Raw genomic sequence first — 24,401 nt, forward strand, 5'->3', positions numbered from 1 at the left:
GGGCCGTTGAGAATAGAATAGTTTAGGAGGTGAGATAATGAAAAAGATACTCATAATTCTATTTCTGACTTTGATACCGCTCTTCTTATTCGCCCAGACCGAAGAATTGAAAGCAAAACTGGCCGCCAACCCCGCGGATATAGAAAGCCTCGAGGCGCTTCTTAAGATTTACGAAGAAAACTACGATTACAACAGCTATATCAACACCGTGATCGAGGTTGCACATGCCCTCACGGAGATACCCGAAGGCATGGTGGCGATCTTCGAGAGAACGATCGAAAAGGCTCTGGAAAACTATTACTCGGAGCAGGCGAGCGAACTATCGAAAATATACTTCGATAATTTCAAGAACAGGAAATCGCTTCTCTACTATTTACGCAGTCTAAACAGCTCCTGGTATCTCAGCGAATCCGACGTCCGTTATGCCGTGACATCGATCGAGAACGAGGATCACCTGGAACTATACAAGTATCTATACGAAGAGTCCAAAGAACTGTACCCGACCGATCTCTCGTTGATCGTGTCGAAGATCCTGGTCGAAGATTTCGGAGAGAGCGAGTTCCTGATACCCTATATCGAGAATCTGTTCTACGATGGCGACTTCACGACCGCCGAGGAGCTGCTCATGGAATATTCCCAGGATCTGGCCGAGGAACCGATGTATTACTTCTTAAAAGGTCTGTTGGCCCTGAACTATGGCAACTACGACGAGGCTGTTGAGCTGTTCCTCCAGGGAAAAAGTTTCAACGACGAAGCTGCGCTGGGAAATGCCACAGAGATACTGGATTACATCTATATTCCCGATTATGTTTCCGAGCTGTTCAGGGCGATCGTTCTCTCCAGCGGCGAGGCATCGCTGCAGAATAATCTTCAGTCATACATGATCAGACACGAAGAGCTCGACTGGATATACTCCTGGCTGTCGAGAGTTCCGGCCCCCAAGAAGATTGACGAGCTGCTGGAAGGAGAAGAGGTAGTTATCTCATACAACACGCTCAATATGGATTACGAGACCGGAAGCGTCGGTTTCTTCGATATCGAAGGAAACCTCTTCGGAAGTCTAGCAGATGCTATTTACGGACAATTTCTCGATTCAAAGACTTTCGTCTATATATCGCTGCAGAACGAGAGGGTCGTGGTTGAAGGAGAGAGAAAGGCCAGATTCAACGGATACACTGTATATTCACTTTCCCCCGATCGCTCGAAATTCCTGCTTCTGGATAATTACGGTGAGAAGATCGTCATGATTGGACCGGAATTGACTCAGATCTGGTCGGCCGACGGTGATTTTGGAATGATACCGGTCTCTTGGTCGCCCGATGGTTACAGGGTGGCTGTCTCCACCGATTACGATGTTTTCTCCATATTCAACGCCGACACCGGCGAGGTGCTCGAAACAGTGGAAGGATGGTACGATCTAGTTTTCCTTTCCAACGACAACGCTTACGCGATAGATTATGACGGCAACATCGTCGACCTGTCGACGGATGAGCCGCTCAAAACAGCAAAAACAGCTGTCTGGGCGGAGTTTGGAAGCGACAACAGGATCATCTATTTTATCCCACCGGAAGAGTACGGCGATTTCTCTTACATCGCCCTCCGGGTGTACGATCTTGAAACCGGTACCGACCGGGTACTCGGCAACAGGGTGCTCTGGATGGACGCGCCGGTTCCTTCGATCAAGGTGGAAGGACCTTACATCTACTTCACCGAAAAGGATACCAACGGTATGCACAGAGTTCTGGTCATGGATTACACCACCAACGAACTTCTCTTCGAAAGTATGCCGAGTTACGATGTTCTGATCTTTCCCGATGTAAGACCGGAATAAAAGCGTTATCGAACCACCAAAACAAGACCGGAGGGTAAATTCCCTCCGGTTTTTTTCTGGCAAGGCTCTAGAAGCCGGGTTTTTACGATAGAATACAAAGGGAGGTGACTTTATGCTTACTTTGATATCTCTGGCCGTCGGTGTTGTTCTGGTGACTGTACTCGGTGTTGTCTTTTACTTCATTATCGCCAGATGACCCCGGTCCATTTTGATAATTTTCGCCCGATTCAACGAGCGTTTCTTTTTGAGCCCTGGTTGACGAGAATCGCTTTTATATCCCTCTGGTGCCTGTAGAAAAGTATCGCCATATTCATGCACCATACGGGCAGCAGATAGGGAATACCGCGCATAAGAACGTAAACAAGAACGGCGAGCATGCCAACCATGACCCTCGCGGCGTCGTCGGCGGGAGTTGTTTTACCTTTCTTTCTGATCACCCTCGTGAGAGAAAAGATGGTGAAGATCGTTCCGAGTAACACCGGGACCTCCCACCTTGTCAAAGCCGACCAGATACCGAAGGTCACCGCAACGGCCTTCCCCCCGGAAAACTTCAGGAAAGGAGAGAAGGCGTGGCCGAGAACGGGCGCGACCGAAACTATCGCCAGACGCCAGTTCTGTAAGATCCCCAATTCCACGACGAAAACCAACGGAACATAGCCCTTGAGAAAATCCAGAACTATGCCGGCCATCCCCCACTTCCAGCCGAAGACCCTTCCCAAATTGGAGCCGCCGGGATTACCGTCCCTGGTTTGCCTTATGTCCTTTCCCTTGATCTTCCCCAGCCAGTACGAGAACATAATCGAACCCACGAAGAACTCCAGAAGAAAGAGAAGAAGAAAGACGGGCTCAGACATCTATATCCCTCCCCTTCCAGCTTACCCGTTTGAAAAGCAGGGTTCTCAGACCTGAGTAGATAAAGGTGTAGAAGAAAAAGAGAAAATAGACCGGAAAGATGAGGGCGTGGCCTATCGAGAAGGAGCCGATCTTCCTTGAGTACAGGTAGATCTGGACGGCATAAGCCAGATACATGATGATGAACGCTATGAATTGGATCTGGAAACCTAAGGCGACGGGAAGTCTCAGGAAGGTGGAAAAAACTCCTGTGATCCACAGGACCATCATTATGAGTGTTAGAGGCGGTGTAGAGCCGGCTCCCTTTGCGAAGTTCTTTCCCCAACCCTTAAGAACCTCCCCGATTCCGCCCGGGTACATCCTGAAACTGATCATCTCGCCTCCAAGAGTGTTGCTCACAGGGAGTCCGTTTTTCCAAAATGTCCTTCCCAGACCGATATCGTCAAGAACGTTGCTTTTTATAGCTTCGTGACCGCCGAGACTGGCATAGTCGCTTCTCGAGCAGACCATGCAGGGACCGAAAGCTCCCGGTGGGTTCCTTTCGCCGGCCATGAAATTTCCAAGCGAAGCGACCACTATGAGATTGAAGACCAGCGAGAAGCTCTCGTAGAACCGTTCCATTCTGTGGTAAGGCTGGACGGAAAACAGGCCGCCTTTGAGCTCTTGAAGGTTGACGATGGTACCTAGCGCTTCAGGAGAGAGCTCCACGTCCGCGTCAAGGAAGACCAGAACGTCTCCAACGGAGGCGAGGTATCCGTTCCAGCAAGCCCATGATTTGCCTATCCATCCCGCCGGTGGATCGGATTCGAGCTTGACAAGCTTGACATTATAGCCCGACACGATCTCCGCAGTTCCGTCCGAAGAATTGTCGTCCACGACGATCACTTCGTGTGGAACGGTCTTCTGCTTCGAAATCGATTCCAATAGTTTCCCGATATTCTTCTCTTCGTTTCTGGCCGGAATTATGAGAGAGATTTTCCTTCCAGCGCCGTCATCATTCAAATGCGAGGGTTCCAAGACTTTTGGCCTGCCGAAAATCAGCAGGCCCGTTAACCAGGCTATCAAGGTGAACAAAAATATGATCAGAGACTTCCCCTCCCGCTACAACTTTATAGAACAATTCTAGCATTTCTGCTTCTCATGCAAAGAAACCGCCGGAAGCAAAACATTGTGTTGACCGAACATGGAAGCTTCATTCTTAATAATTCCTGCTAGTAGTGTATTATTGATAGAACAAAGCTTCGTAATACGGAGGTATCGTCTTGAAGTTCAGCAGTTCGGAGGAGAGGGCCAGAGCTCTGGGAAAGATGAAGATCCCGTCCCTTTTGATCGGACTCTCCATACCGTCTATCATAGCCATGTTGACCAACGCCATCTATAATCTAGTAGATGCCTTTTTCATCGGGAGGATCGGAACGAGCGCGATGGGCGCTATCGCCATCGCCTTTCCAATATTCAATCTTATCGGCGCCGTCGGTCTCACTTACGGTGTCGGCGGCGCTTCGTACGTTTCCAGATTGCTGGGCGCAAGAGATAAGGAGCAGGCCGACAGGGCCGCTTCCACGGCCTTTTTCACCAGCCTGGCGACGGGAATCGCCTTCACCGTCCTGGGACTTACCTTCCTCGATCCTTTGCTCAAGGCCTTCGGCGCCACGGAAACGATCATGGAGTATGCCAGAGAGTACACGATGGTAATAATCATGGGATCGATTCTTAATATGATGAACATGACCATGAACAACCTCGTGAGGGCCGAAGGAAACGCGCCGAGATTCATGATGGCCATGGTGTCGGGAGCCCTTCTAAACGTCGCCTTAGACCCACTCTTCATCTTCGGCTTTGGCATGGGGGTGGTCGGCGCCGCGCTGGCCACGGTCATTTCCCAGTCCGTATCGACCATGATACTTCTGGAGTACTATCTGCGCAAGAAGAGTTATACACGTCTGTCGATAAAGCTCTACAGGTTTTCGCTTCACATTTACGGCGAGATCTTCAAGATCGGCCTGCCAACCTTTCTAAGGCAGTTTCTATCGAGCTTCTCGGTTGCCCTGTTAAACAACGCGGCGGCCGTGTACGGCGATCACGCCGTCGCCTCGGTTGGAATCACCATGAGGGTGCTGATGCTGGGGATGATGGTTCTCTTCGGTTACGGCCAGGCTTTCCAGCCCGTTACCGGCTACAACTACGGTGCGAAGAATTACTCTAGGATATTTGAAGCACTCAAGTTCTCACTGATAGTTACTACGGCCTTCGCGATCGTGTTCGGAATTGCGGGCATGGTCTTCCCCGGTATGATAATAAATATATTCAGCGACGATCCTAAGGTCATAGAAATCGGTTCGCAGGCTCTCAGAGCCGTGAGCATCTTTTTCCCGACCTTTGGCTTCGTTTTGACATTCAACTATCTCTTCCAGGGCATGGGAAAGGGACTATCGGCCGGTATCCTCTCTATGGCCAAGCAGGGGATATTCCTCATACCGGCCGTGATAACGCTGCCCCGGATCTTCGGGCTAAATGGAGTCATATACGCACAAACAGTAGCAGATTTTTTCACACTGTTCGTCGCCGGGATCCTCGCCATAAGAGCGATCAAGAAACTCAGAATAGAGAGTCGATCACAGGTTGCCGACGGGAGGGCCGGATAAGGGTGAGTCAAAAAGTGACCGGTTTATGGCCTTCCTTTACATAGGCCCAGGACATATCTCTGGTGGTATGACCTATCCCTATATTTGCATACCGATCGATCGCGATCAGTCCGCATTCGCAATCGAAATATTTGGCCCTCTCCAGCGCCAGGTCGACGGCCTTTTGGGCCGGGTATTGCTCCATGAAGAAGGCAACCAGCCTGCAAAGCGTCAGCTTTATTATCTTTTCTCCGTGCCCAGTTGCCGAGACGGCTCCGAAATTGTTTGCGTAGGTTCCGGCGCCGATTACGGGAGTATCTCCCACCCTTCCGAAAGTTTTCATCGCGATTCCGCCCGTGGAAGTGGCTGCGGCCATTTTTCCGTTGTCGTCTATCGCGACAGCCCCGGAGGTTGAGTAATACCCCGGTGTCTTTCTGGCCAGTGAGATGGTTCTGGAGAAGCGCAAGTTCTCGCCCCTCTCGATCTTTTCCATATTCCTTTGCCACTGCAGCTGTCTCGCAGGCACTACAAGGTTCTCCTCGCGCGGGAACCCCATGATCCGGATGAACTCCTCCACTTCCTGGCCAGACAATAAAACGTTGTCCGTCTGCTCCATGACAGCTCTCGCCACCTCTATGGGATGGAGGATTCTCTTGATACCGGAAACAGCGCCCGCGTTCAATTCACTATCCATGATCGCCGCATCCATCTCAACTTCGCCCTTCAAGTTCAGTACAGAACCTTTTCCGCAGTTGAAAGCCGGGTCTTCCTCCATCTTCTTTACGGCAGCGACCACACCCTCTATGGAGCTTTTTCTTCTGTTTAGAATTGAAAAACCGACTTCCAGAGCTTCAGCTATTCCCCTCTTATGACTCCTGTGATCCTCTTCGCTTTCGAAACTACCGGCCCCGCCATGAACCACGATAGCTTGCATGAGAACACCTCTGTTACATAAAATAAAAACTCCTCGCAACGTATCGCCGGGATATTCGCCGGTAGAACTCTAACCGGCGAATGAGATACCCGGACCAGCATTTCCCCGCTTCGATTCCTGAAAACGCCTGCAGCCAATCCAGGAAGGGCGCAGCCGTAAAATGGAACGACTTTCAAACTCACTTTTCGAACTGAGAGTCTATCAAAGAATAACCCTTTTCTTCTACCTCCCAGAGCGTTTTCATCTCCGTCATTCCCAGTTCCTTCTCGCTCAGGATCAGGAAGTTGCCTATCACTTCGATCAAGGCTATCGGTCCCACAAAGGAGTTGCCGAACAACAGGGAGTTGTTTTCACAAACGATTTTCGAACGCGCCTGAGAATAAACCGGACACTCTACCGAGTCCGTGATCAGAAAAACCTCCACATCTTTCTCTCTTGCGTAACGAACAATGTACTCGATTTCTTTCGAGTAGGGCGGAAAGGTCATAAGAATAAGTATATCGTTCTTCTCCATGAGTTTGATCTTGTATGAGAAATCGGAGATCGAGCCGTCCAGCAACCAGGTCGGTTTTCTCTGGAGCACCGATAAAGTGTACTGCATAAGAGATACGATATGCCTGGTCGCACCGAATCCGGCGAAATATATATTTCTGGCCTTACCTATAGCCCTGACCCAACTCAGGAGTTCCTCCTCTTCGATGCTCGAAAGGGTTTTCCTCAGATTATCGATCTCGTTTCTCGCAAGCTCCTGCAACTGCGCACCTACGGTCTTTTTATCAAGGTCCGTTGTGGCGATTTTTTCGTATGGTTGCAGTTTCTTCTTCAGATCGCTTTGAATGCGCTTTTTCAGTTCATTGAAACCGGAAAAACCTATCGTTCTGGAAAATCTTACGATCGATGCTTTGCTGACACCGGCCATAGAACTGAGACTCTCTATGGACGTGAAACCCATCTCCGTGTAATTTCTCAGCACACATGATGCGATCTTCTTGTTTACGGGCGAAAATTGACCCATCATTTCCGAGATCTTCTTTGAAACCATCCGGTACCTCCCGGCAAAAAAGGAGCTCCCCTATCCTGTCAAATTCGAAACTTGGGAAACTGATGAAACTATTATTTCAATATAGTACCACCATGAAATTGTAGTTTCATACTCTAAAAATTGGTGATTTAATGGCCTAGAAGTCGACTAAAAGCGATTATAGCTATATATCTTCGATTATCGAACAGAATCGTTTGCTTAATTCTTGTGATAGCCGGGGAACGTTGACAGCTTCCAGATCTTTTCCTCTTCAGGTAGTCGATGCTAAAATATACATATAGGAGGTGTAAATCATGAAACGTGTTCTTATCTTATCTCTATTTGTAATGTTCGTTGCGGTAACCTTTGCAAATTTGGTTGTGTACTCTAGCGTAGATGAGGCTAATGCCAGGAAGATACTCAACGCCTTCGTCGAGCAGACGGGAATAGCTGTCGATTTCGTTTTCCTCTCTTCAGGCCCGGCACTGGCCAGGATCGAGGCCGAAGCTAACAATCCACAGGCCGATGTCTGGTTCGGCGCGCCGCTGGAAAACCATATTATTGCCAAGGAACGTGGTCTTACCCAGTCTTACAAGACTCTCAGTGTATACGGAGTCTCTCCTGAGTTCTACGATGTGGAAGGCTACTATCACCCGATCTATATGAATCCTCTGGGGATCGGAATCAACACCGCGGTTCTGGAACAGATCAAAGCTTCGATGCCTGTAACATGGGAAGATATCCTCTCCCCCAAACTGAGCAGAATGATCCAGTACCCCAACCCGCAATCCTCTGGAACGGCTTACAGTCTAATCACAGGACTCGTTCAGATATACGGGGAAGACGGTGCGATCGACTATCTCAAAAAGCTGGCACCAAACATACAAACCTACACCCAGAGTGGGACCGGGCCATCCAAAGCCGTGGGACCTGGACAGGTAGCGATGGGCATTCAGTTCACGCCGGCCTTTTTCCAGTTCATGGAACAGGGTTACCCCGTTAAAGTTGTCTTCCCTAAAGAGGGAGTTCCCTACGAAGTGGCTTCCGTGTCTATACTCAAGGGCGCCAAGAATCTGGCCGATGCGCAGAAATTGATCGACTGGGTTGTATCTAAAGCCGGCCAGCAGCAGATCGTGGATCAGCAGACCTACTTCTACCCGATAAGATCGGACGTTGACTTTGGAAACCTTCAGCCACTTTCGACCATCAAGTTGATTTCGGTCGATCCAGTTTGGGCAGCCGAAAACAAAACCAGGCTCATCGAGAGATGGGTTAACGAAGTTCTTCCTTACTGATTCAATAATAGAAAGACTTTCCGGGAGCTATGAAGCTCCCGGTTACGTTTATATAGTTTTTAAGCAACTACGGGAGGGCAAGCGTCGGTTCACACCCACCTACAGGTTAAAAGCGATTTCGAAGTATGTCAGGGGGAGTTTTTGTGGCTTTCAGGAGTGAAGAGACCAAAAATAGATTGCTCAATCTTCTCAAGGACCCTGTTCTGCTTATAACTATAATAATCATTTTTGCCGCACTGGCGATATTCATCATCTATCCGATTTTCAAGGTTTTCTCGGCGAGCCTCACGAACAGAAGCGGACAGTTCGACCTGAGCGCCTACACTAAGGCCTTCTCCAACAGGTACATGAGGCAGGGCTTTTTCAACAGCCTTCTTGTCGCGGGGCTCACGGCCTTTTTCGGAATGCTGATCGGTTACATTTTCGCCTACACCATCAATAGAACAGACATCCCTTTCAAAGGATTCTTTAGAACGGTGGCCATTCTCCCGATAGTTTTTCCGCCCTTCATAGGGGCGCTGTCGATAATCATGCTGTTCGGCTTCAACGGACTCATAACGGCCGGGATATTTGGTATCCGGAACTTCCCCGTTTACGGTCTCTGGGGACTCATGATGGCCCAAGTGGTCTGCTTCTTCCCGGTCGCCTTCATCACGCTCGACGGTGTCATAGGCACTATAAGTCCGACGTTAGAAGATGCGGCCTTCAACCTGGGCGCAAACAGATGGCAGGCCTTCCGCAAGGTGATACTCCCGATGTCCATTCCCGGTATCGCCAGCACGATGCTGGTGTTGTTCATAGAGTCGCTGGCAGATTTCGGCAATCCTCTGATTCTTGCAGGTAGTAAGTTCCCGGTACTCTCGGTGCAGGCATATCTCCAGATAACGGGGATGTACGACACCCGTGGAGGCGCGGCGCTGGCGGTGTGGCTACTCTTTCCATCGATAGTCGCCTTCATAATTCAGAAGTACTGGGTCGGAAAGAAGAAGTACGTGACCGTAACTGGAAAACCGACCACCTCGGTTCTCAAGAGTGTGAACAGACCGGTTAAGTGGTTGCTCTTCTCACTCTGCATGCTGATGGCAGCTTTCACTCTGACTATCTACGCCACGATCTTCTGGGGGGCCTTTGTAAAGGCCTGGGGCATGAACAACACGCTGACGCTGGAGAACTTCAGGTACGTCTTTGACGTCGGCCTCGAAGCGATCAAGGATACCCTTATCATCGCCTTCACATCTACGCCCATTTCGGCGCTTCTGGGAATGGTGATCGCCTTTCTGCTGGTCAGAAAGCTATTTCCCGGCAGAAAGCTCATGGAGTTCACATCCCTGTTAAGTTTCGCCGTTCCCGGAACGGTTATTGGCATAGGCTACATCCTGGCTTTCAACACGAAGCCCTTTCTGCTCACCGGGACTTTGGCGATCCTGGTTTTGAACTTCGTCTTCAGATACGTCCCCGTCGGTATCCAATCGGGGGTGGCCCTGCTCAACCAGGTCGATCCGGCGATCGAAGAAGCCGCCTACACGCTGGGTGCGGATAACCGTCAGGTCTTCACGAGAGTTACGCTACCTCTGATAGTTCCCGCCTTTTTCTCAGCCTTGGTCTTCGCCTTCGTCCGGGCGATGACCGCCATAAGTGCTGCTATCTTTTTGGTATCGGCCCGGTGGAATCTGATAACTGTTCAGATTCTCAGTCAGAGCGATTCCGGCCGTCTTTCGGAGGCCTGCGCCTTCTCTGTGATACTGATAGCGATGATAATGGCCTTCATACTGGTGTTGAAGATTTTCCTCAAGAACAAGGTCAGTCTTTCCGGAAGTGAAAGCATGGGACAGGGGTGATGCTATGAGTTTAATTCTGAAAAACGTGAGAAAGGTCTTCACCAGTTACGGTGTGGAGACTGTAGCCGTAGATAACTTCGATCAGGTGATCGAAAAGGGGCAGCTAGTGACGTTGCTCGGCCCGTCGGGTTGTGGAAAGACTACCACGCTTAGAATTATCGCAGGTTTCGAGGTCCCCACCAGTGGAAGGGTTCTTCTCGATGAGAGGGATGTGACGAACCTCCCCCCCAACAGGCGAAACATTTCGATGGTCTTTCAAAGTTACGCGCTCTTCCCTCATCTGACGGTGGAGGAAAACATCGCCTTCGGCCTGAAACTGAAAAGGCTGGATCGCTCCGAGATGAGGAGAAAGATTATCGAGATGACCGATCTGGTGGGGCTTAAGGGTCTTGAAAAAAGGAGGCCGGATCAACTGTCCGGCGGTCAGCAACAGAGGGTGGCTCTGGCCAGGAGCCTGGTCATGGAACCCAGCGTTTTGCTCTTCGACGAACCTCTTTCTAATCTCGACGCGAAGCTGAGGGAAACGATGAGGCTGGAAATAAGGCGTATTCAGCAGGAAGTGAATATCACGAGCGTCTATGTTACGCACGATCAGGTCGAGGCCATGAGCATATCGGACGTGATAGTTGTCATGAATCAGGGAAAGGTCATGCAGATCGGCAGTCCGTTCGATATATACGCCCGTCCCGAAAACAGCTTCGTCGCCGATTTCATAGGCCGGGTCAACTTCATCGACGGAACGGTGGAATCCGTCGATGGCGATACCGTGGTTGTTTCGGCAGGAACGACCGGCAACAGGATAATCGGAAAGAAGGGAACCGAACTCGCTATCGGCGAGCCGGCCAGGGTGGTGCTGCGGCCCGAGTCGCTGTCGGACCGAAAGGAAGAGCGGATCAATTCTTTGAGCGGAAAGGTGTTGAAGTACATCTTTCTCGGCTCGAACGTCGAATACGAACTGGAGCTGTCCGACGGTAGGAAGATAAACGCGGTTACCTTCAACCCGATCGAGCGAAAGCTGCCGGTAGTGGGTAGAGAGACGGAACTCTACTTCTCCAGAGAGAGCGCCTGGGTGATAAGAGCTTAAAATGGACGGTCACGACGCACTGACTTATTATTGTCTCGATCTGGAGAGCGATTACATTAACGAGAGTGTCGAAATAACTCCCTACTCTTACGCTGGCGACGATCCTGGACCTTACAACCTTGCCCGAAGCGCTTTCGAGGATTATCTAGGCGAGCAGTACATGGTTGATTCCGACCATGAGCTTTATCGTCCCTTCTTCGATAACTGCAAACCGGCCGATGGACGGGCGCCGGTGTGGCAGATTCTAACGGTTTACTCTTACGAGCCGGATTTCGGAATGGACGGTAAAATGGTTCTCTCGCCACTGCAAAGGCTAATGGGTTCCAGTCAGGCCTGGCGCCACGAAGAGTTCCACATGGGACTGCGTTTTGGAAGGGTTACGGAGATGGTTGAGTACTTCGACAGACTCAGCCGGATCGCCTTCCAAAGGGGCGATCGCTACTGGGGCTTCAGATTCATGGCCCGGGCCGTACATTACCTCCAGGACAGCGGCACGCCTTACCACACCTCGCCAGGGACTGCGCGAGATATTTTAAAGATACCGTTCGCCTACAGAAGACAGTTCCGGAAGATAAGCAACTACCACAAATTCCACGATAGATACACGGGCTACCGGCTTTGGCGTGGGTACGCGCCGTTTTTGAAAGCTATCTGGTCGGCGGTTCCCTCGCCCGGCTTCAACGATCCACGAAGGTTGGCCATAGAGGCCAGAAATCGCGGCTTGAAACTGGTGAAAGATCTTCAGTCCAGTATAAGGGCAGTCGCCGGAGATGAATTCGACACTATTGACGGATTCAAGGGCGACAGGGCTTACTTCGACAAAATTTCTAGAGAGAGAGACACGAAAGAACTTGACTCGATCACGGTGCGTTTCCTGTCAGGAATGGCGGAGCTGGTGAAGTCGTACTTGAAGACGATTCATTCACTGAACTCGAAGCCTTCTTTGAAGATCTCCAGGCAGGCCTTTACTACGGTAGGATCGTAAAGCCGCCCCGCGTTTTTTCTTATTTCCTTCAGAGCCTCTTCGATTCCTAACGCGGCCCTGTACGGCCTATGTGAGGACATCGCTTCCACAACATCGGCCACAGCGATTATCCTGGCCTCCAGGCACACAGAGTCATCGGTGAGTTTGTCTGGATAACCAGAGCCATCCAGCCTCTCGTGGTGTTGCCTGACTATTTCGGCGATCGGCCACGGGAAGTACACTTCCTTCAAAATCTCGTAACCCTGTCTGGCGTGCTCCTTCACCAGCTCGAATTCGATCTTGTTCAGCTGAACCGGCTTGGTGAGTATCTCGGCCGGCACGGCGTTCTTCCCTATATCGTGTAGCAGCGCCGCCACCCTCACCGACTCCGTTCTGTCCTTTCCCCGGATATCATCGGCGAACACTCTTGCAGCGATCGCCGTGGCAAGTTCGCTAACTCGCTTCTGATGACCGTAGGTGTAGGGATCCCTCGATTCGACAAGGGCCGAGAGAGTCCTTATGAGAGACTCCAGACTTTTTCTGACAGAATCTTCAGCTTTTTTCCTTTCTGTTATATCGACTATCACGGCCACAAAGACTTTTCCCATATTGTCGTCGTGGAGTTGCAAACGCACCTCGACGGGATACTTCGTGCCGTCCTTTCTCGTGTGAACGGTTTCGAAGACCACCGAGCGGTTCTTACCGTTTTTCAAGTATTCGGTGATCTTTTTGAATTCGTCGGGTGAGGTCTCTTTTTTGAGATCGAGTGGTGTCATCTCCTTCAATTCATCCATCGAGTAACCCGTGTTCTCTATCGCTCCACGATTTGCCAGCAGAAAACGGAGCGTTTCGTGGTCGAAAACGTATATCTCGTTCACCGACCAGTCCAGCACTCTGCCAAGTCGGGTCGCCATGATCTCGGAGAGCTTTCTATCTGTTATGTCCAGAGCGATACCACCGATCATGGGAGTATCGCTCCCGGAAGAGATCGGGAACTTCTGCATGAAGAAAATCCTGTCCCTGCCGTCGGCGCATCGGGCCATTAATTCTTCAGAAATGCTCTTTCCGAGCCAGATGTTCCTGTCATGCTCCAGCATGGATCTACCCCATTCACCGGTTAGTAACTGATCTGCGCTCTTTCCAAGAAAGTTCCTGTCGATCCCGAAATATTTCTCCATGTACTTGTTGAAATAGCTGAGCCTGAGATCTCTGTCCTGCATGAAAACGGCTCCGGGAAATTTGTCCATGAAGAGTGCGAATCTCTTTTGAAGACTCTCTCTCTCGTTTTTCAATTCGATCTTACTTATGGCCAGGGCTATGTCGTTGGCTATCTCTCCAAAGAGCGACCTCTCTTCGAGGTCCTGTGCAAAGTTCTCCGGCATTATGGCGGCGATGAAGCCGAAAATTCTATCGGCACTCTTCAAACTCTTCAATAGAACCACATGCTCTGTCTGGTCGTCATCGTAGAGACTGGACCTGCGATACTCCTCGTTCGAGATCATCAAAACTTCATCGCTGGTAAAAACCCGGGTTATGAACGAAGGGAGAATAATCTCTTTGAAGGCCATATTCATTTTCTCGAGCCTCTCTCCTTCGAATCCCGAACTTGACCAGTCAACAACTTTCATGTTCTCATCCATAATGACGAGGAGAGAATTATCGTAGCTCCTGAGTCGGGTGAGGAGGTCGGTTATCTTCCTGATGAGCGTGCCCCTGTCCTCTTCTCTCACTATAAGCTGGTTTATGCTCCTTATAGATAGAAGAACTCTATTAAGATGCTCTAGCTTCCTCCTGTTACGCAGCGAGAGGATCCCGTAAGAGAGATCTCCGGAAAGCTCCTCCAGAAGACGAACTTCCTCTTGATCGAAGGCGTTTTCATCGGTGGAGTATATGTTGAGGGCGCCGATGGTCTCCTCTTCTATCTTCAAAGGAAGCGATATCGCGGACTTGAGCCCGTAACTGTCGACCACAACCTTCCAGGGAGAGTACTCGGGGTTTTTATCTATCGAGCTCTTTATAACGGTCCTGCCGGTCCTCACCGCCGTGCCGACAGCGCTCCTGCCCAGCTCGCTCTCGTCGAAAGTGACGCTGATCTTCTCTGGATAAGTTTTTGCCAGGCCACTCGAAACAACAGGCTTCAAGTCGCTGCTGGAGGGAACTTTGTAGGCTATCCAGGCGAGTGCATAACCGCCTAACTCCGTGGCGATGGAGCACGTTCCTTTGAGAAGCTCCTCCTCGTCGGTCACGCGTACCAGGAACTGGTTGACTTCGCTCAGGAAGGAAAGCGCCCTGTTGTACCGCCTCAGCTGGTCCTCGATCCTGTGGTGTTCGGTGAGGTCGGTGTGAGTGCCCACCATCCTCAAGGCTCTGCCCCGAGCATCCCGAAGAACCACCTTTCCGCGGTCGAGAATCCATTTGTACGAGCCGTTCCTGGTCATAACTCTGTATTCGACCTCGTAATAGGGTATCTCGCCGCTCAGACACCTCCGCAGTTCTCTTTCGACTTTTTCAAGGTCGCCCGGAAAGACTCTCGATTCCCACTCCTCTAACCTGTTCTCTATTTCATGGTCAAAGTAGCCCAGCATCTCTTTCCATCTTTGCGAGAAGTAAACCTCTCCCGTCTCGATATTCCAGTCCCAGACTCCTTCCCTGCTAGCCTCGATCGCGAAACTCAGCCTTTCTTTGCTCTCTGTGAGTTCGTTGAAAAAATTCACACGTTCTATAGTGCTTGCAAGATTGTGCGCAACCGTCGCTAGAAGCTTTTCCTCTTCTGGTAGAAACTCCGGGTGCTCGCCGCTTTCGGCTGGGAAATAAGAAACCTCTACGCAACCGGCCTCACGACCTCCGATCAGCAGTTTGCACCCGATAGATCTATCGGGGAACCATTCCTCTCTTGAAGAATAAACCCGACCGTCTATTAGTACCCGTGAAATCGCACTGTCGGGAAACTGGAAAGCCGGGGGAAGAGTCTTTAGAACCGCCCCGACGGCCTCTTCGACAGTTCTGGAATCGGCCAGAAGCCGGGAGAGAGTATAAAGACAATTTAGCTCCTTTATTCTTTCTTCGAGAGCCTGCAAGGCGTTCATTGAATGGTTATAAAATCCACGATCCAAAATGAACTCTCCTCAAAAACAATCTATATGGCAATCGTACCATTTTTTCTCCGATTAATCGTATATGTTATAAGACTTGCAACCGAGTTACAGACAATTATTCAGACGGACACGCCGCTCACGTATTTTCAAGCGGTAATTGGGATTGTCAAATCATCGAAAGAGTCCCGTTCAAATACCCTCTACATTGAAGGTATCGGACGGTATGTGATATGTGTCGCGCTTTTCCAGAAACTACCATCTCACCCGTCAAATCCGGACGTCCGGGTTATTGAAGGGATTTCGACGGCGGGAGGCTTTTTTCGCAACGATATCAGAAACCTCTGCAGGAGCGTGAGTTTGGTGGAAGGCGTCTTGTCGATCCTGTGGTATTCGATCACCGTGTCTTTACCGTCGTATGATATGACGAAGTAATTCAGGTCGTACCGGGGGTAGAAGATTGCCGGGAAAGGCCAAATAAAAGATTTCACCCTTTCCAGCCTTTCGAGCCATGTGCCCGTGTTGATAACGTAACGATCGCCATCTTTCAGGAGAAAGGGATTGTGTGTGTGGCCGAAGATAAAGAATTTTACCGACCTGTCGCTCTCGAAGACCTTTCTCGCGCCTTCCAGATAGGCCCGCTCTTTTTCGGCCTTCTCCTTTTTCTCGTAAACGAGACCGTACCGCTTGAGCGCCGACTTTATGTCCCTGAAAACTATGAACAGCGGGATCGAGACCACCACAAAAATGATCAGAATCAAAACGTCTATTCCGATGATTGTATCCACAACACTGCCCACCACGCCAAAGGGTTTGAGAAAATCTTCGTAGAGATACTGTACGCTGTTGAGTCCAAAGATATCGAGGATTCCGAGCATAAAGAGGACTATACTGACCGCGAAAAAGAAGAGAAAGGGAACGATGGCCAGCCTCAATAAGGGATGCATCTCCAGATAGAAGTAACTAGAAAACATCCATCTTGGCAACGCGTTCAAAGGCTGCACACATCGAACGTTAACCAGCCAGTTCTTTCTGCCCATTCTGGATATAAGGCCGGCGAGCGACAGAAGGTATCTCGTTATGTAAAAACCGGCCGGTCTGCATAGTTCAGAGCCGGGCACTTCGATTTCGTTGAACTTGTCGTGTTGGTGGCCGTGCTCTATCCAGATCTTCTCGTCGGCGATCTCCCTTATCAGGTGTTGGTTTTCATCCAGAAAGATGTTATATTCGCCGAGTTTTTCTTTCGAGCCGGGATAGCCGAGCACAGTGTGATCGTGGTTTCCCACTATGTAGGTTATCCTTACGGATTCACCGGCCTTCCTGAAGGCCTGGAAGACATCGGCGTACTTGTCTAGAACGAAGTCAAGTTGAACGGGTCCTTCAACGGTGGATAGTTCCCAGAAACCGAAAAAATCGCCGGCGATGATCAGTTCGACGTCCTCACCGGAGTCCCCGGTCTCGCTCAGCGAGTTCAAAAAACCTATCAGCTCGGATTTGAAGGTTACATCCTCGAGTTCACCGTCTCCGCCAATATGTAGATCGCTGATAATGTAGTACTTCTTTTTTTCTCCCATTCGATGCCCCGCGGTCTGGAAAATCAGCTGCCCTTTTACTTTATCATACTTGTGAATTCTTTCGCGTCCGAATTTTGAGATGCGGAGATCGAACTACTTCCGGCTACAATCCTCAAAAACTTTTCACGACTACGATCTTACTTGAAGAGCACATAACTTTCAAACCGAAGCCCCACGGTCTGCCCAAGCTCGAACTCCTCGCCGGAGGAGGCTTCCACACGGATCTCTTCTTTTCCCAGCGCCACGCGGTAATCTAGTATATTGCCAAGATAGACTTTTTTGGTCACTTTTCCTCTTATTGAGCTGCTATCGGGGGAGACCAGCTTAACGTTCTCGGGCCTTATGGCAAAGACGAACCCCCCTTCGCTGCTCTTTCCGGTGTTTTCGGGATTCACTTCGAAAGGCGGCGTCTCGGGTGAGGATGGAAAAGAGGCCATCATTCGACCTTCTCGTTCTGTAACATCTATCTTCAAGAAGTTTATAAGGCCGATGAAGTCGGCGACGAATTGGTTTTCGGGCCTCTCGTAAAGGTCCTTAGGGGTTCCGAGTTGCTGCACTCTGGCGTTGTGGAGCAGGAGTATCCGATCTGACATGGCCATGGCTTCTGCCTGGTCGTGTGTGACGTAGATTATCGTGACGCCTATGCGTCGCTGAATGTCCTTTATTTCGAAGCGCATCTCCTCGCGCAGTTTCGCGTCGAGGTTGCTGAGAGGTTCGTCGAGTAACATAACGTCAGGTTCCATGACCAGCGCCCTGGCCAGAGCCACGCGCTGCTGTTGACCGCCCGAAAGCTGGTGAGGATAGCGTTTCTCCATGCCTGTCAGCTTAACCATGGAGAGAACCTTCATCACTCGCTCTTTCATTTCTTCGGCGCCGGTCTTCTTTATCTTCAACGGATAGGCGACGTTCTTGAAAACATCCATGTGCGGCCACACGGCGTAGTTCTGGAAGACCATGCCGACGTTCCTCTCTTCCGGCGGAACGAAGATCTTTTTCTCCACCGACGACACGAGTCTCTCGCCGATGAAGATCTCCCCGGTCGTGGGCATATCGAAACCGGCGATCATTCTCAGTGTGGTTGTCTTTCCACAACCCGAAGGACCGAGAAAGGAGAGAAACTCGTGGTCTTTGATTTCCAGGTCTATATTATTGACGACATTCACATCACCGAACGATTTCGAAAGTCCCTTGAGAACAACTTTTGACATTCAACTCGCTCCCCTCATATTCCGACTTTTCCTCTGGTTAGCCACTTCACCAGAAGGTTTCCTGCTATAACGATCAACAAAAGAAGTGTGGCAAAGGCGGCCGATATCTGCACATATCCGGCCTCCTGCATTTCGAACACGGCGACTCCAATAGTTACCGTCCTGGGTCCCCAGAGGAGTATGGACATCGTAAGTTCCCTCAGGGTCGGCATGAAAATCAAAAACCAGCCGGCCACCAGGCCAGGTCTTATCAGAGGCACGACTATATCTTTCAGCGAAGTGAACCAGCTGCCGCCCGAGATCCTGGCCGCCTCTTCAAGGGAGGTGTGTATCTGCTCCAGAGAGGCCGACGTCGTTCTCACGGCAAAGGCCACGTAATGGGCAACGTAGGCGAAGAGGAGTATCCAGAAGGTGTTGTAAAGATTCACCCCGTAACTGCCAGACCAGGCCAGTATCATAGCTATCGCCACGACCGTGCCCGGTATCGTGTAAGGTATCTGCGCAATAGTTTCAAGGGCCTTGCGGCCTCTTATTTTCGTTTTAACGCTTATATAAGCGATCAAGGAACCCAGGACCATACAGATCGTCGCGGCCGAAATGGCCAGCAGGAAGCTGTTCTTCAGGGCGTCTTTGGTTAGCCCGTACTCGAAGAGAATGTACCTGTAATTCCTGAAGGTGAGGTTCTCCCAAGTTATATCGGCACCCCAGGCATCCAGCAGCGATGTGAGACCTATTGAAAAGAAGGGCATGATGACGGTTATAAAGACTACCACTAAGGCGACGATAAGGCAGGGTATCTTCCAGGCACCCAGATCGAGAGTCTTCGGTCTCATGCTCTTTCCGGATATGAGGGTGTACTGTTTCTTCTTGAGGTAGAAATTGTTTATGAGCAAGGCTCCGACCGAGATCACCATCAACATTATCGACAGGGCCGAAGCTGTGGCTATTCCGTTGAAACCACCGCTGTGCATGTACGAATAGATCATCGTCGTAAGAACGAAGACCCTCCCCTGCATTCCCACAAGCGCCGGAATGCCGAAGTTGGCTATACTCGAGGCGAAGACAAGGAGCGCTCCGCCCGCTATGCTTGGAGCTACCAGTGGAAGCGTGATATCGCGCATTATCTTCATCGTCTTCGATCCGCACGTTCTTGCAGCCTCCTCGAGCGTCGGATCCATCCTCTCGAGAGCCCCGGCCACGGTTATGAACACGAAGGGATAAAGGTATAGCGTCATCACCCATATGAGGCCCGGCATGGTGTTGACGTTGAAGACGTACCCTTCTATGCCGAAGATCGACTGGATAAGTCTGTTTATATAACCGTTGCGCCTGTTGAGCAGCTGAGACCAGGCGATCGCTCCTATGAAAGGCGGAATCATATAGGGTAATATGAACAGTGTTCTGAAGAGCTTCGCGAAAGGGAGGTTGGTTCTAGTCACCAGCCAGGCCAGAGGCGCTCCAAGCAGAACCGAAAAAAGCGATGTGAAGAGACCTAACTTTAGACTGTTGAAGAGAGCCGTATAATTTCTCTTCGCCTGAAAGACGGTAGCGTAGTTTTGAAGCGTGTAGGCCCCGTCGAATTTGAAGCTGTTCAAAAACAGCAGCGTCAGGGGAAAAACCACGAGAATGGCTATCACCACGAAAGTCCCGCCCAGAATGAAGGGATCGGCCTTGATCTTTCTCTGCAACAAGAGTACCACTCCTCAGGATGAAAGTAAGGCCCGGCCGTGAGAGGCCGGGCCGAAAACCGTCAGAACAGCATGATATCGGAGAAGTTCGCATTGATCTCGGCGAGCCCTTCTTCGATATATTTCCAGTCAATTTCCATCGCCTGTCCCAGTATCTCGCCGGCGGGCGGCGTATTGGCCGGGGGATTAACGTCGCTCCGGACCGGAACCAGTGAACCAAGCTCGACCTGTGCCTTCTGGCCATCGATCGAGAGGATGTAGTTGACGAACTTCATAGCGGCCTCCATCTTCTGCGATGACTTCAAAATCGCAATGGGGCTCGGGATGGCTATCGTGCCGTCGGTGGGGTAGATGATATCGATCGGGCTACCTTTGACATTGAGGTCGCGCGCAATGTAGTCGAGAGTCATGCCTATCGGGAACTCTCCGGCCGCTACCTTCTGCGCGACATCGCTGTTCCCTCTGACAACTACTGCCTCATTCTTTCTTAGATCCTCGAAGTATTTCCAGCCATATTTCTTGGCCAGCGCGCCGACCGCGGCGACGGCAGCGCCCGAGTACTCGGGGTTTGGCACTACGTAGTTGTCGTACCACTTTTCATCCGTCAGTTCCTTCCAGGATTTGGGAGCCGTTTCCGGCGTGAGCGCCTTGGTGTTGTAGGCTATAACCATGTTGATAAGCCTTCCAGCGTAGTAATAGCCTTCCGGATCCTTGAAGTTCTCCGGCAGTGCCGAGGCCTCCTCGGGGTATATCTGCGCCAGAAGACCCTGTTTCTTCAGAGTTTCATAGTAAGAGAACTCTGCGACCCAGAGAACATCGGCCTGTATATTGCCGGACTGCACTTCGGCGGCGAGCTTGGTCTGGATGGTTCCGGTACCGGATCTGAAAACTTCCAGCTCGATACCGGGGTTTGCAGCCATGAAAGCATCGGCGATAGCCGTCATAATTTCCGTTGGAACCGAGGTGTAAAGCATTATCTTCTCGGTTCCAAAAAGCACCGCGCTACAGATCAGTAGCAGAATTACAATTACGTACTTTCTCATTAGACAACCTCCTGCACCGGCCCGGGAAACTATTCCTTCCCGTTAAGCCCGAAAATTTTAGGGATCTCATCCAGTTTTTTAAGCGCTTTAAGTTTCTCTTCGTCCCTCTCGGCAAGATAGAGAATAAGTACGTTGAGTATGGCCATCGGAACGACGAGCGAGTTCAATAAGGGAACCGGCCCTCTATTGGCGACCAGTGTTACATCCGATCTCAAAGCCAGTTCCGAAACGGTGCTGTGAGTGAGTGCGATAGTCGGGATTGCCCTGGCCCTTGCGTAATCGAAGGCCCTGAGTATGTCCTGTGAGCAGCGAAAGAAGCCTATACCGAAAAGCACGTCCCTGTCGTTCATGAGAAGAAGCGTCTCGTAGAAGCTTTTCCCGCCGCCGGTGACGACCCGGGTATCGATTTGCATCCGTCTGAACCTGAATTCGAGGAACTTGCACAGCGATTCCGATACGCCCTGACCGGTCACGAAGACCCTTTTTGCGCCTTCGATAAGATCGACGGCACGATAAAATTCATCCGACGAAACCCTGGAAATGCCCTCCTTAAGGTTCTCGACCTCGGCCGTCAACAGTCGCTCCAGAGAAGTTTCGCCGGACTTTATCTTTCTCACCGTCGCCGACATCTTCTCGGCCGGAGTCAACCTCTCCTTTATCAGATCCTGGCTGTGCTGTCTGAGATCTGTGAAGCTTTCGTATCCGATCGATCTGGCGAACCTTATTACAGTCGTTTCACTGACTCCCAGCCTCGCCCCCAGCTCTTTGGGAGAGACGAAGGCGATGTTTTCCCAGTTTTCGAGGATACTGTCGGCGATGAGCTTTTGGGACTTAGTGAGGGTTGGATAGACCTCCCTTACCCTATCGAGAATAGTCATGTCTCTTTCCAAGAGCCCTTCCTCCCGTTTATAGCCCGTAATAGCATTCGCCTTTACCTTCCACGAGTGCATCATACACCGGCTTTGTTTTCCCTGTGTAATCTTTGCTTCTGTCCAGTGCGTAACCCCTTCCAACGGCTGTTACTACTTCGGTCTTTCCGAGTTCTTCGCGGTATTTCTCGAGTAAAGCGACGGCGCTTTTCGGCGGCGCGCTACGGCCGTCGAGTATCAGGTGTGAAAAGATTCTCTCTACATTCCTTGATTTTGCCACCTTCGAGATCGACAGAATCTCGTTTATATTCCCGTGAGAGCTGGCCTCCGAAAGCATACCTATAAGATGAAGGGAGGCTCCGTCTTTTATATCGTTCAACACCCTTTCGAGAACCGGGTTGTCTTCGAAGCGGCGTTCTATGACTCTCATCAACCTGAGTTCGTCCTGTTCGATCAACCTTCCTGCCCCGATGGTAAGATGGCCTGTCTCGGAGTTGCCGCTCCTTCCGTGGGGAAGTCCAACGTATTCCTCGCTGGCCATAAGCCTTGTGAATGGGAACTTCCTCTTCAGGAAATCGAGGTTCGGAGTGGAGGCGGCCTTGAGAGGATTGATAGAGGGATCGTCGTTGCCCTCCCCCCAGCCGTCCAGTATGACCAGAACCACGCCGCTTGATACGGGAATTCTCTTGAGAAGAGAGCGGCCTGTCATCTCCTCGGGCTTGCGGATGTTCATCAGCGAGAGTATCGTCGGTGCCACATCGACCAGAGACCCACCGTTGATTATGTCATCTTTTCCGAGCATGGGATTGACCACTACGAAGGGGACCGGCGCCGTCGTGTGTGAGACAGAAGGTGTGTCTTCATCGGTAAAGCCTCTTTCCATTAGGCCGTGATCGGCTGTGACTATCAGTGTGCGTCCGAGAGATTTGGCCTGACTGTAGATCGCGCTCAGCGCTTTATCGATCTCTTCTGCGGCCTTCACCTTCAATTCCATTTCCTGGAGATGGCCTATCACGTCGCCGGCCGGGAAGTTGATTATGATGAAATCGTACCTGTCCATCGCCTTCACCACTGCCTTGCCGATCTCGGCACTCTTCATCTCCGGGTGATTCTTGAAGTCCTTCCAGCTCGGTATGATTTCGGCCACCTGACCGGGGTAGAGACGACTGTGCCGGCCGTTGAAGAAGAAGGTAACGTGAGACTCCTTTTCAGACTCCGTCACCGCGAGCTGCTTCTTACCCTCACCGCTGAGAATTTCGCCCAGTGTCCTTTCCGGCCTGACCGGCGAAACTATTGGCTCTATCTTCGAGAACTTTTCATGGTACTCTACCAGCGGCACGAAACGGAGCCTCGAAAAGTCGCGTACCGGAAAGGCCGCGAAACGCTTTTCCACGAAACTTTCCATCAGCTGGACTTCTCTCTCCCCCCTTCGGCAGCAGAAGATAACCGTATCGCCGTCCTGAATTCTTCCCGGCCTTTTATCTCCGTCACACGCAACTAGAGGCGGGATCCAGTAATCGTTTAGACCTTTATCGTATTGCCTTAGTATCGCTTCGCGGAGATTCACAAAATCACCTCATAAATTGGAAAGCGCCTCTTTCCACCGGTGGATGACGTTCATGTTCTCTTCCAGTACCCTCATTCCATCTCCCGGTACGAAGCCTTCGATCGATACGGTGCCCCTATAAAATTGCGATAGTTCCTTCAGCACAGGCAGAAAATCGTATGCTCCTCTGGAGAGGGGAAGGTGAACTTTCTCCAGACTGGAGTTGCTCACGTGTACGTTGTAGATCTTTTTAAGCCTCTTCATATAATCAACGATACTCACGTTCAATTGAGCGGGCTCAATGGAGCCTTTGTAGTGGGTTGCGGCGTGGGCTATATCGAAAGTCGTTCCCAGTGAGTCGAGATTGACGATGTCGAGAAGAGCGTTAAGATCCTCCGGAGCTATCACCAGTTCGCCCGGTTTCCTTTCCATAACTTCCACCCCGACTTTAATTCCCAGCTCTTTTGCCTTTTTACCGATCCTGAAAAGAGCCTGCGTCTGTTCCTCGAAGAAATCCTCCGGGCTGTCCTTGGAAGAGGACATATGTCCCGGGTGAACCGTTACGACTTCTATGCCTAGCCGGTAAGCTATCTCGAGAGCTTCGAGCGTCTGCCTGACCGACTCGGCCTTTATCCCGGGGTTGGAGGAGGTGATGTTGACGTCTCTGGTGGGAGCGTGAAGCGTACGCTTCAGCCCCATAGAATCCATGAAGCCGCGCAAATCTTCCAGCGAGGATCTCTCCTTCCACAGATGCTCGACCCAGATCTCAACGCCATCGACCTTCTTCTGCGCGAAGATTTCGAGCGCGTCCTTCAAAGGAAAATCTATCAGTACGTTGGAACTTAAAAGAAAATCCATCGTCTCATCTCCATATTGAAGCTATTGCTGCAAAGCTAATAAGTATTTCGGCAATAATGAAGCTATCACTTCAGCAATAG

General features: G+C 50.8%; 18 protein-coding genes. 6 read left to right on the forward strand and 12 right to left on the reverse strand.

What is annotated here, in order from left to right:
- The first annotated feature begins 37 nt into the window (after positions 1-37).
- The gene (locus tag MESINF_RS06555; RefSeq protein WP_169699077.1) at positions 38-1,831 is read left to right on the forward strand and encodes a WD40 repeat domain-containing protein; all 1,794 of its coding nucleotides are present in this window, start codon (positions 38-40) and stop codon (positions 1,829-1,831) included.
- Between the two features lie 227 nt (positions 1,832-2,058).
- Here MESINF_RS06555 and MESINF_RS06560 read toward each other — a convergent pair whose 3' ends face one another.
- Both MESINF_RS06560 and MESINF_RS06565 read right to left on the reverse strand, forming a co-directional pair.
- Positions 2,059-2,685, reverse strand: coding sequence for a glycerol-3-phosphate acyltransferase (locus MESINF_RS06560; RefSeq protein WP_169699078.1), 627 nt, complete (start codon positions 2,683-2,685; stop codon positions 2,059-2,061).
- Positions 2,678-3,757 carry a glycosyltransferase gene (locus MESINF_RS06565; RefSeq protein WP_169699079.1) on the reverse strand — a complete coding sequence of 360 codons (1,080 nt, stop codon included), beginning with the start codon at positions 3,755-3,757 and terminating at the stop codon, positions 2,678-2,680. Before MESINF_RS06565 ends, MESINF_RS06560 begins: the two co-directional genes overlap by 8 nt.
- 188 nt (positions 3,758-3,945) lie before the next feature.
- Between MESINF_RS06565 and MESINF_RS06570 the strand changes: the two genes are divergently transcribed.
- Positions 3,946-5,328: an MATE family efflux transporter gene (locus MESINF_RS06570; protein WP_169699080.1), complete on the forward strand. Its 1,383-nt coding sequence runs from the start codon at positions 3,946-3,948 to the stop codon at positions 5,326-5,328.
- A 7-nt stretch (positions 5,329-5,335) separates the two neighbouring features.
- Here the strand turns inward: MESINF_RS06570 and MESINF_RS06575 are convergent, their stop codons facing one another.
- A complete protein-coding gene (locus tag MESINF_RS06575) occupies positions 5,336-6,241 on the reverse strand; it encodes an isoaspartyl peptidase/L-asparaginase family protein (protein WP_169699081.1) in 906 nt (301 codons plus the stop codon).
- 178 nt (positions 6,242-6,419) lie between these two features.
- A complete protein-coding gene (locus MESINF_RS06580) occupies positions 6,420-7,283 on the reverse strand; it encodes a MurR/RpiR family transcriptional regulator (RefSeq protein WP_169699082.1) in 864 nt (287 codons plus the stop codon).
- 293 nt (positions 7,284-7,576) lie between these two features.
- On the opposite strand from MESINF_RS06580, the gene MESINF_RS06585 reads away from it, so the two are divergent.
- The 4 genes from MESINF_RS06585 (at position 7,577) to MESINF_RS06600 (ending at position 12,464) form a co-directional block, all read left to right on the forward strand.
- Complete coding sequence (locus MESINF_RS06585; RefSeq protein WP_169699083.1) at positions 7,577-8,557, forward strand: ABC transporter substrate-binding protein; 981 nt, start codon at positions 7,577-7,579, stop codon at positions 8,555-8,557.
- A 143-nt stretch (positions 8,558-8,700) separates the two neighbouring features.
- Positions 8,701-10,395, forward strand: a complete 1,695-nt coding sequence (locus MESINF_RS06590) for an ABC transporter permease (protein WP_169699084.1) — start codon at positions 8,701-8,703, stop codon at positions 10,393-10,395.
- Positions 10,396-10,399: 4 nt separating this feature from the next.
- Complete coding sequence (locus MESINF_RS06595; RefSeq protein ID WP_169699085.1) at positions 10,400-11,479, forward strand: ABC transporter ATP-binding protein; 1,080 nt, start codon at positions 10,400-10,402, stop codon at positions 11,477-11,479.
- Position 11,480: 1 nt separating this feature from the next.
- Positions 11,481-12,464 carry a phospholipase C/P1 nuclease family protein gene (locus MESINF_RS06600; RefSeq protein ID WP_197712649.1) on the forward strand — a complete coding sequence of 328 codons (984 nt, stop codon included), beginning with the start codon at positions 11,481-11,483 and terminating at the stop codon, positions 12,462-12,464.
- Here MESINF_RS06600 and MESINF_RS06605 read toward each other — a convergent pair.
- From MESINF_RS06605 to MESINF_RS06640, 8 genes are all read right to left on the reverse strand, one after another.
- Entirely contained in the window at positions 12,398-15,556 is a 3,159-nt protein-coding gene (locus tag MESINF_RS06605) for an HD domain-containing phosphohydrolase (protein WP_231936646.1), read from the reverse strand. The two genes, MESINF_RS06600 and MESINF_RS06605, sit on opposite strands and share 67 nt — an antisense overlap.
- A gap of 242 nt (positions 15,557-15,798) precedes the next feature.
- On the reverse strand, positions 15,799-17,109 hold the full coding sequence (locus MESINF_RS06610) for a metallophosphoesterase (RefSeq protein ID WP_169699086.1): 1,311 nt from the start codon (positions 17,107-17,109) through the stop codon (positions 15,799-15,801).
- Between the two features lie 137 nt (positions 17,110-17,246).
- On the reverse strand, positions 17,247-18,317 hold the full coding sequence (locus tag MESINF_RS06615; protein ID WP_169699087.1) for an ABC transporter ATP-binding protein: 1,071 nt from the start codon (positions 18,315-18,317) through the stop codon (positions 17,247-17,249).
- A gap of 14 nt (positions 18,318-18,331) precedes the next feature.
- Positions 18,332-20,008, reverse strand: a complete 1,677-nt coding sequence (locus MESINF_RS06620; RefSeq protein ID WP_169699088.1) for an ABC transporter permease — start codon at positions 20,006-20,008, stop codon at positions 18,332-18,334.
- Positions 20,009-20,067: 59 nt separating this feature from the next.
- Positions 20,068-21,048: an ABC transporter substrate-binding protein gene (locus MESINF_RS06625; RefSeq protein WP_169699089.1), complete on the reverse strand. Its 981-nt coding sequence runs from the start codon at positions 21,046-21,048 to the stop codon at positions 20,068-20,070.
- Positions 21,049-21,077: 29 nt separating this feature from the next.
- Positions 21,078-21,938, reverse strand: coding sequence for a MurR/RpiR family transcriptional regulator (locus MESINF_RS06630; RefSeq protein WP_169699090.1), 861 nt, complete (start codon positions 21,936-21,938; stop codon positions 21,078-21,080).
- 16 nt (positions 21,939-21,954) lie between these two features.
- Positions 21,955-23,484 carry an alkaline phosphatase family protein gene (locus MESINF_RS06635; RefSeq protein ID WP_169699091.1) on the reverse strand — a complete coding sequence of 510 codons (1,530 nt, stop codon included), beginning with the start codon at positions 23,482-23,484 and terminating at the stop codon, positions 21,955-21,957.
- A gap of 9 nt (positions 23,485-23,493) precedes the next feature.
- The gene (locus MESINF_RS06640) at positions 23,494-24,321 is read right to left on the reverse strand and encodes a sugar phosphate isomerase/epimerase family protein (RefSeq protein WP_169699092.1); all 828 of its coding nucleotides are present in this window, start codon (positions 24,319-24,321) and stop codon (positions 23,494-23,496) included.
- Positions 24,322-24,401 lie beyond the last annotated feature (80 nt).

Origin of the sequence: Mesotoga infera (assembly GCF_900157305.1) — a bacterium.
In the GTDB taxonomy this organism is placed as follows: domain Bacteria; phylum Thermotogota; class Thermotogae; order Petrotogales; family Kosmotogaceae; genus Mesotoga; species Mesotoga infera.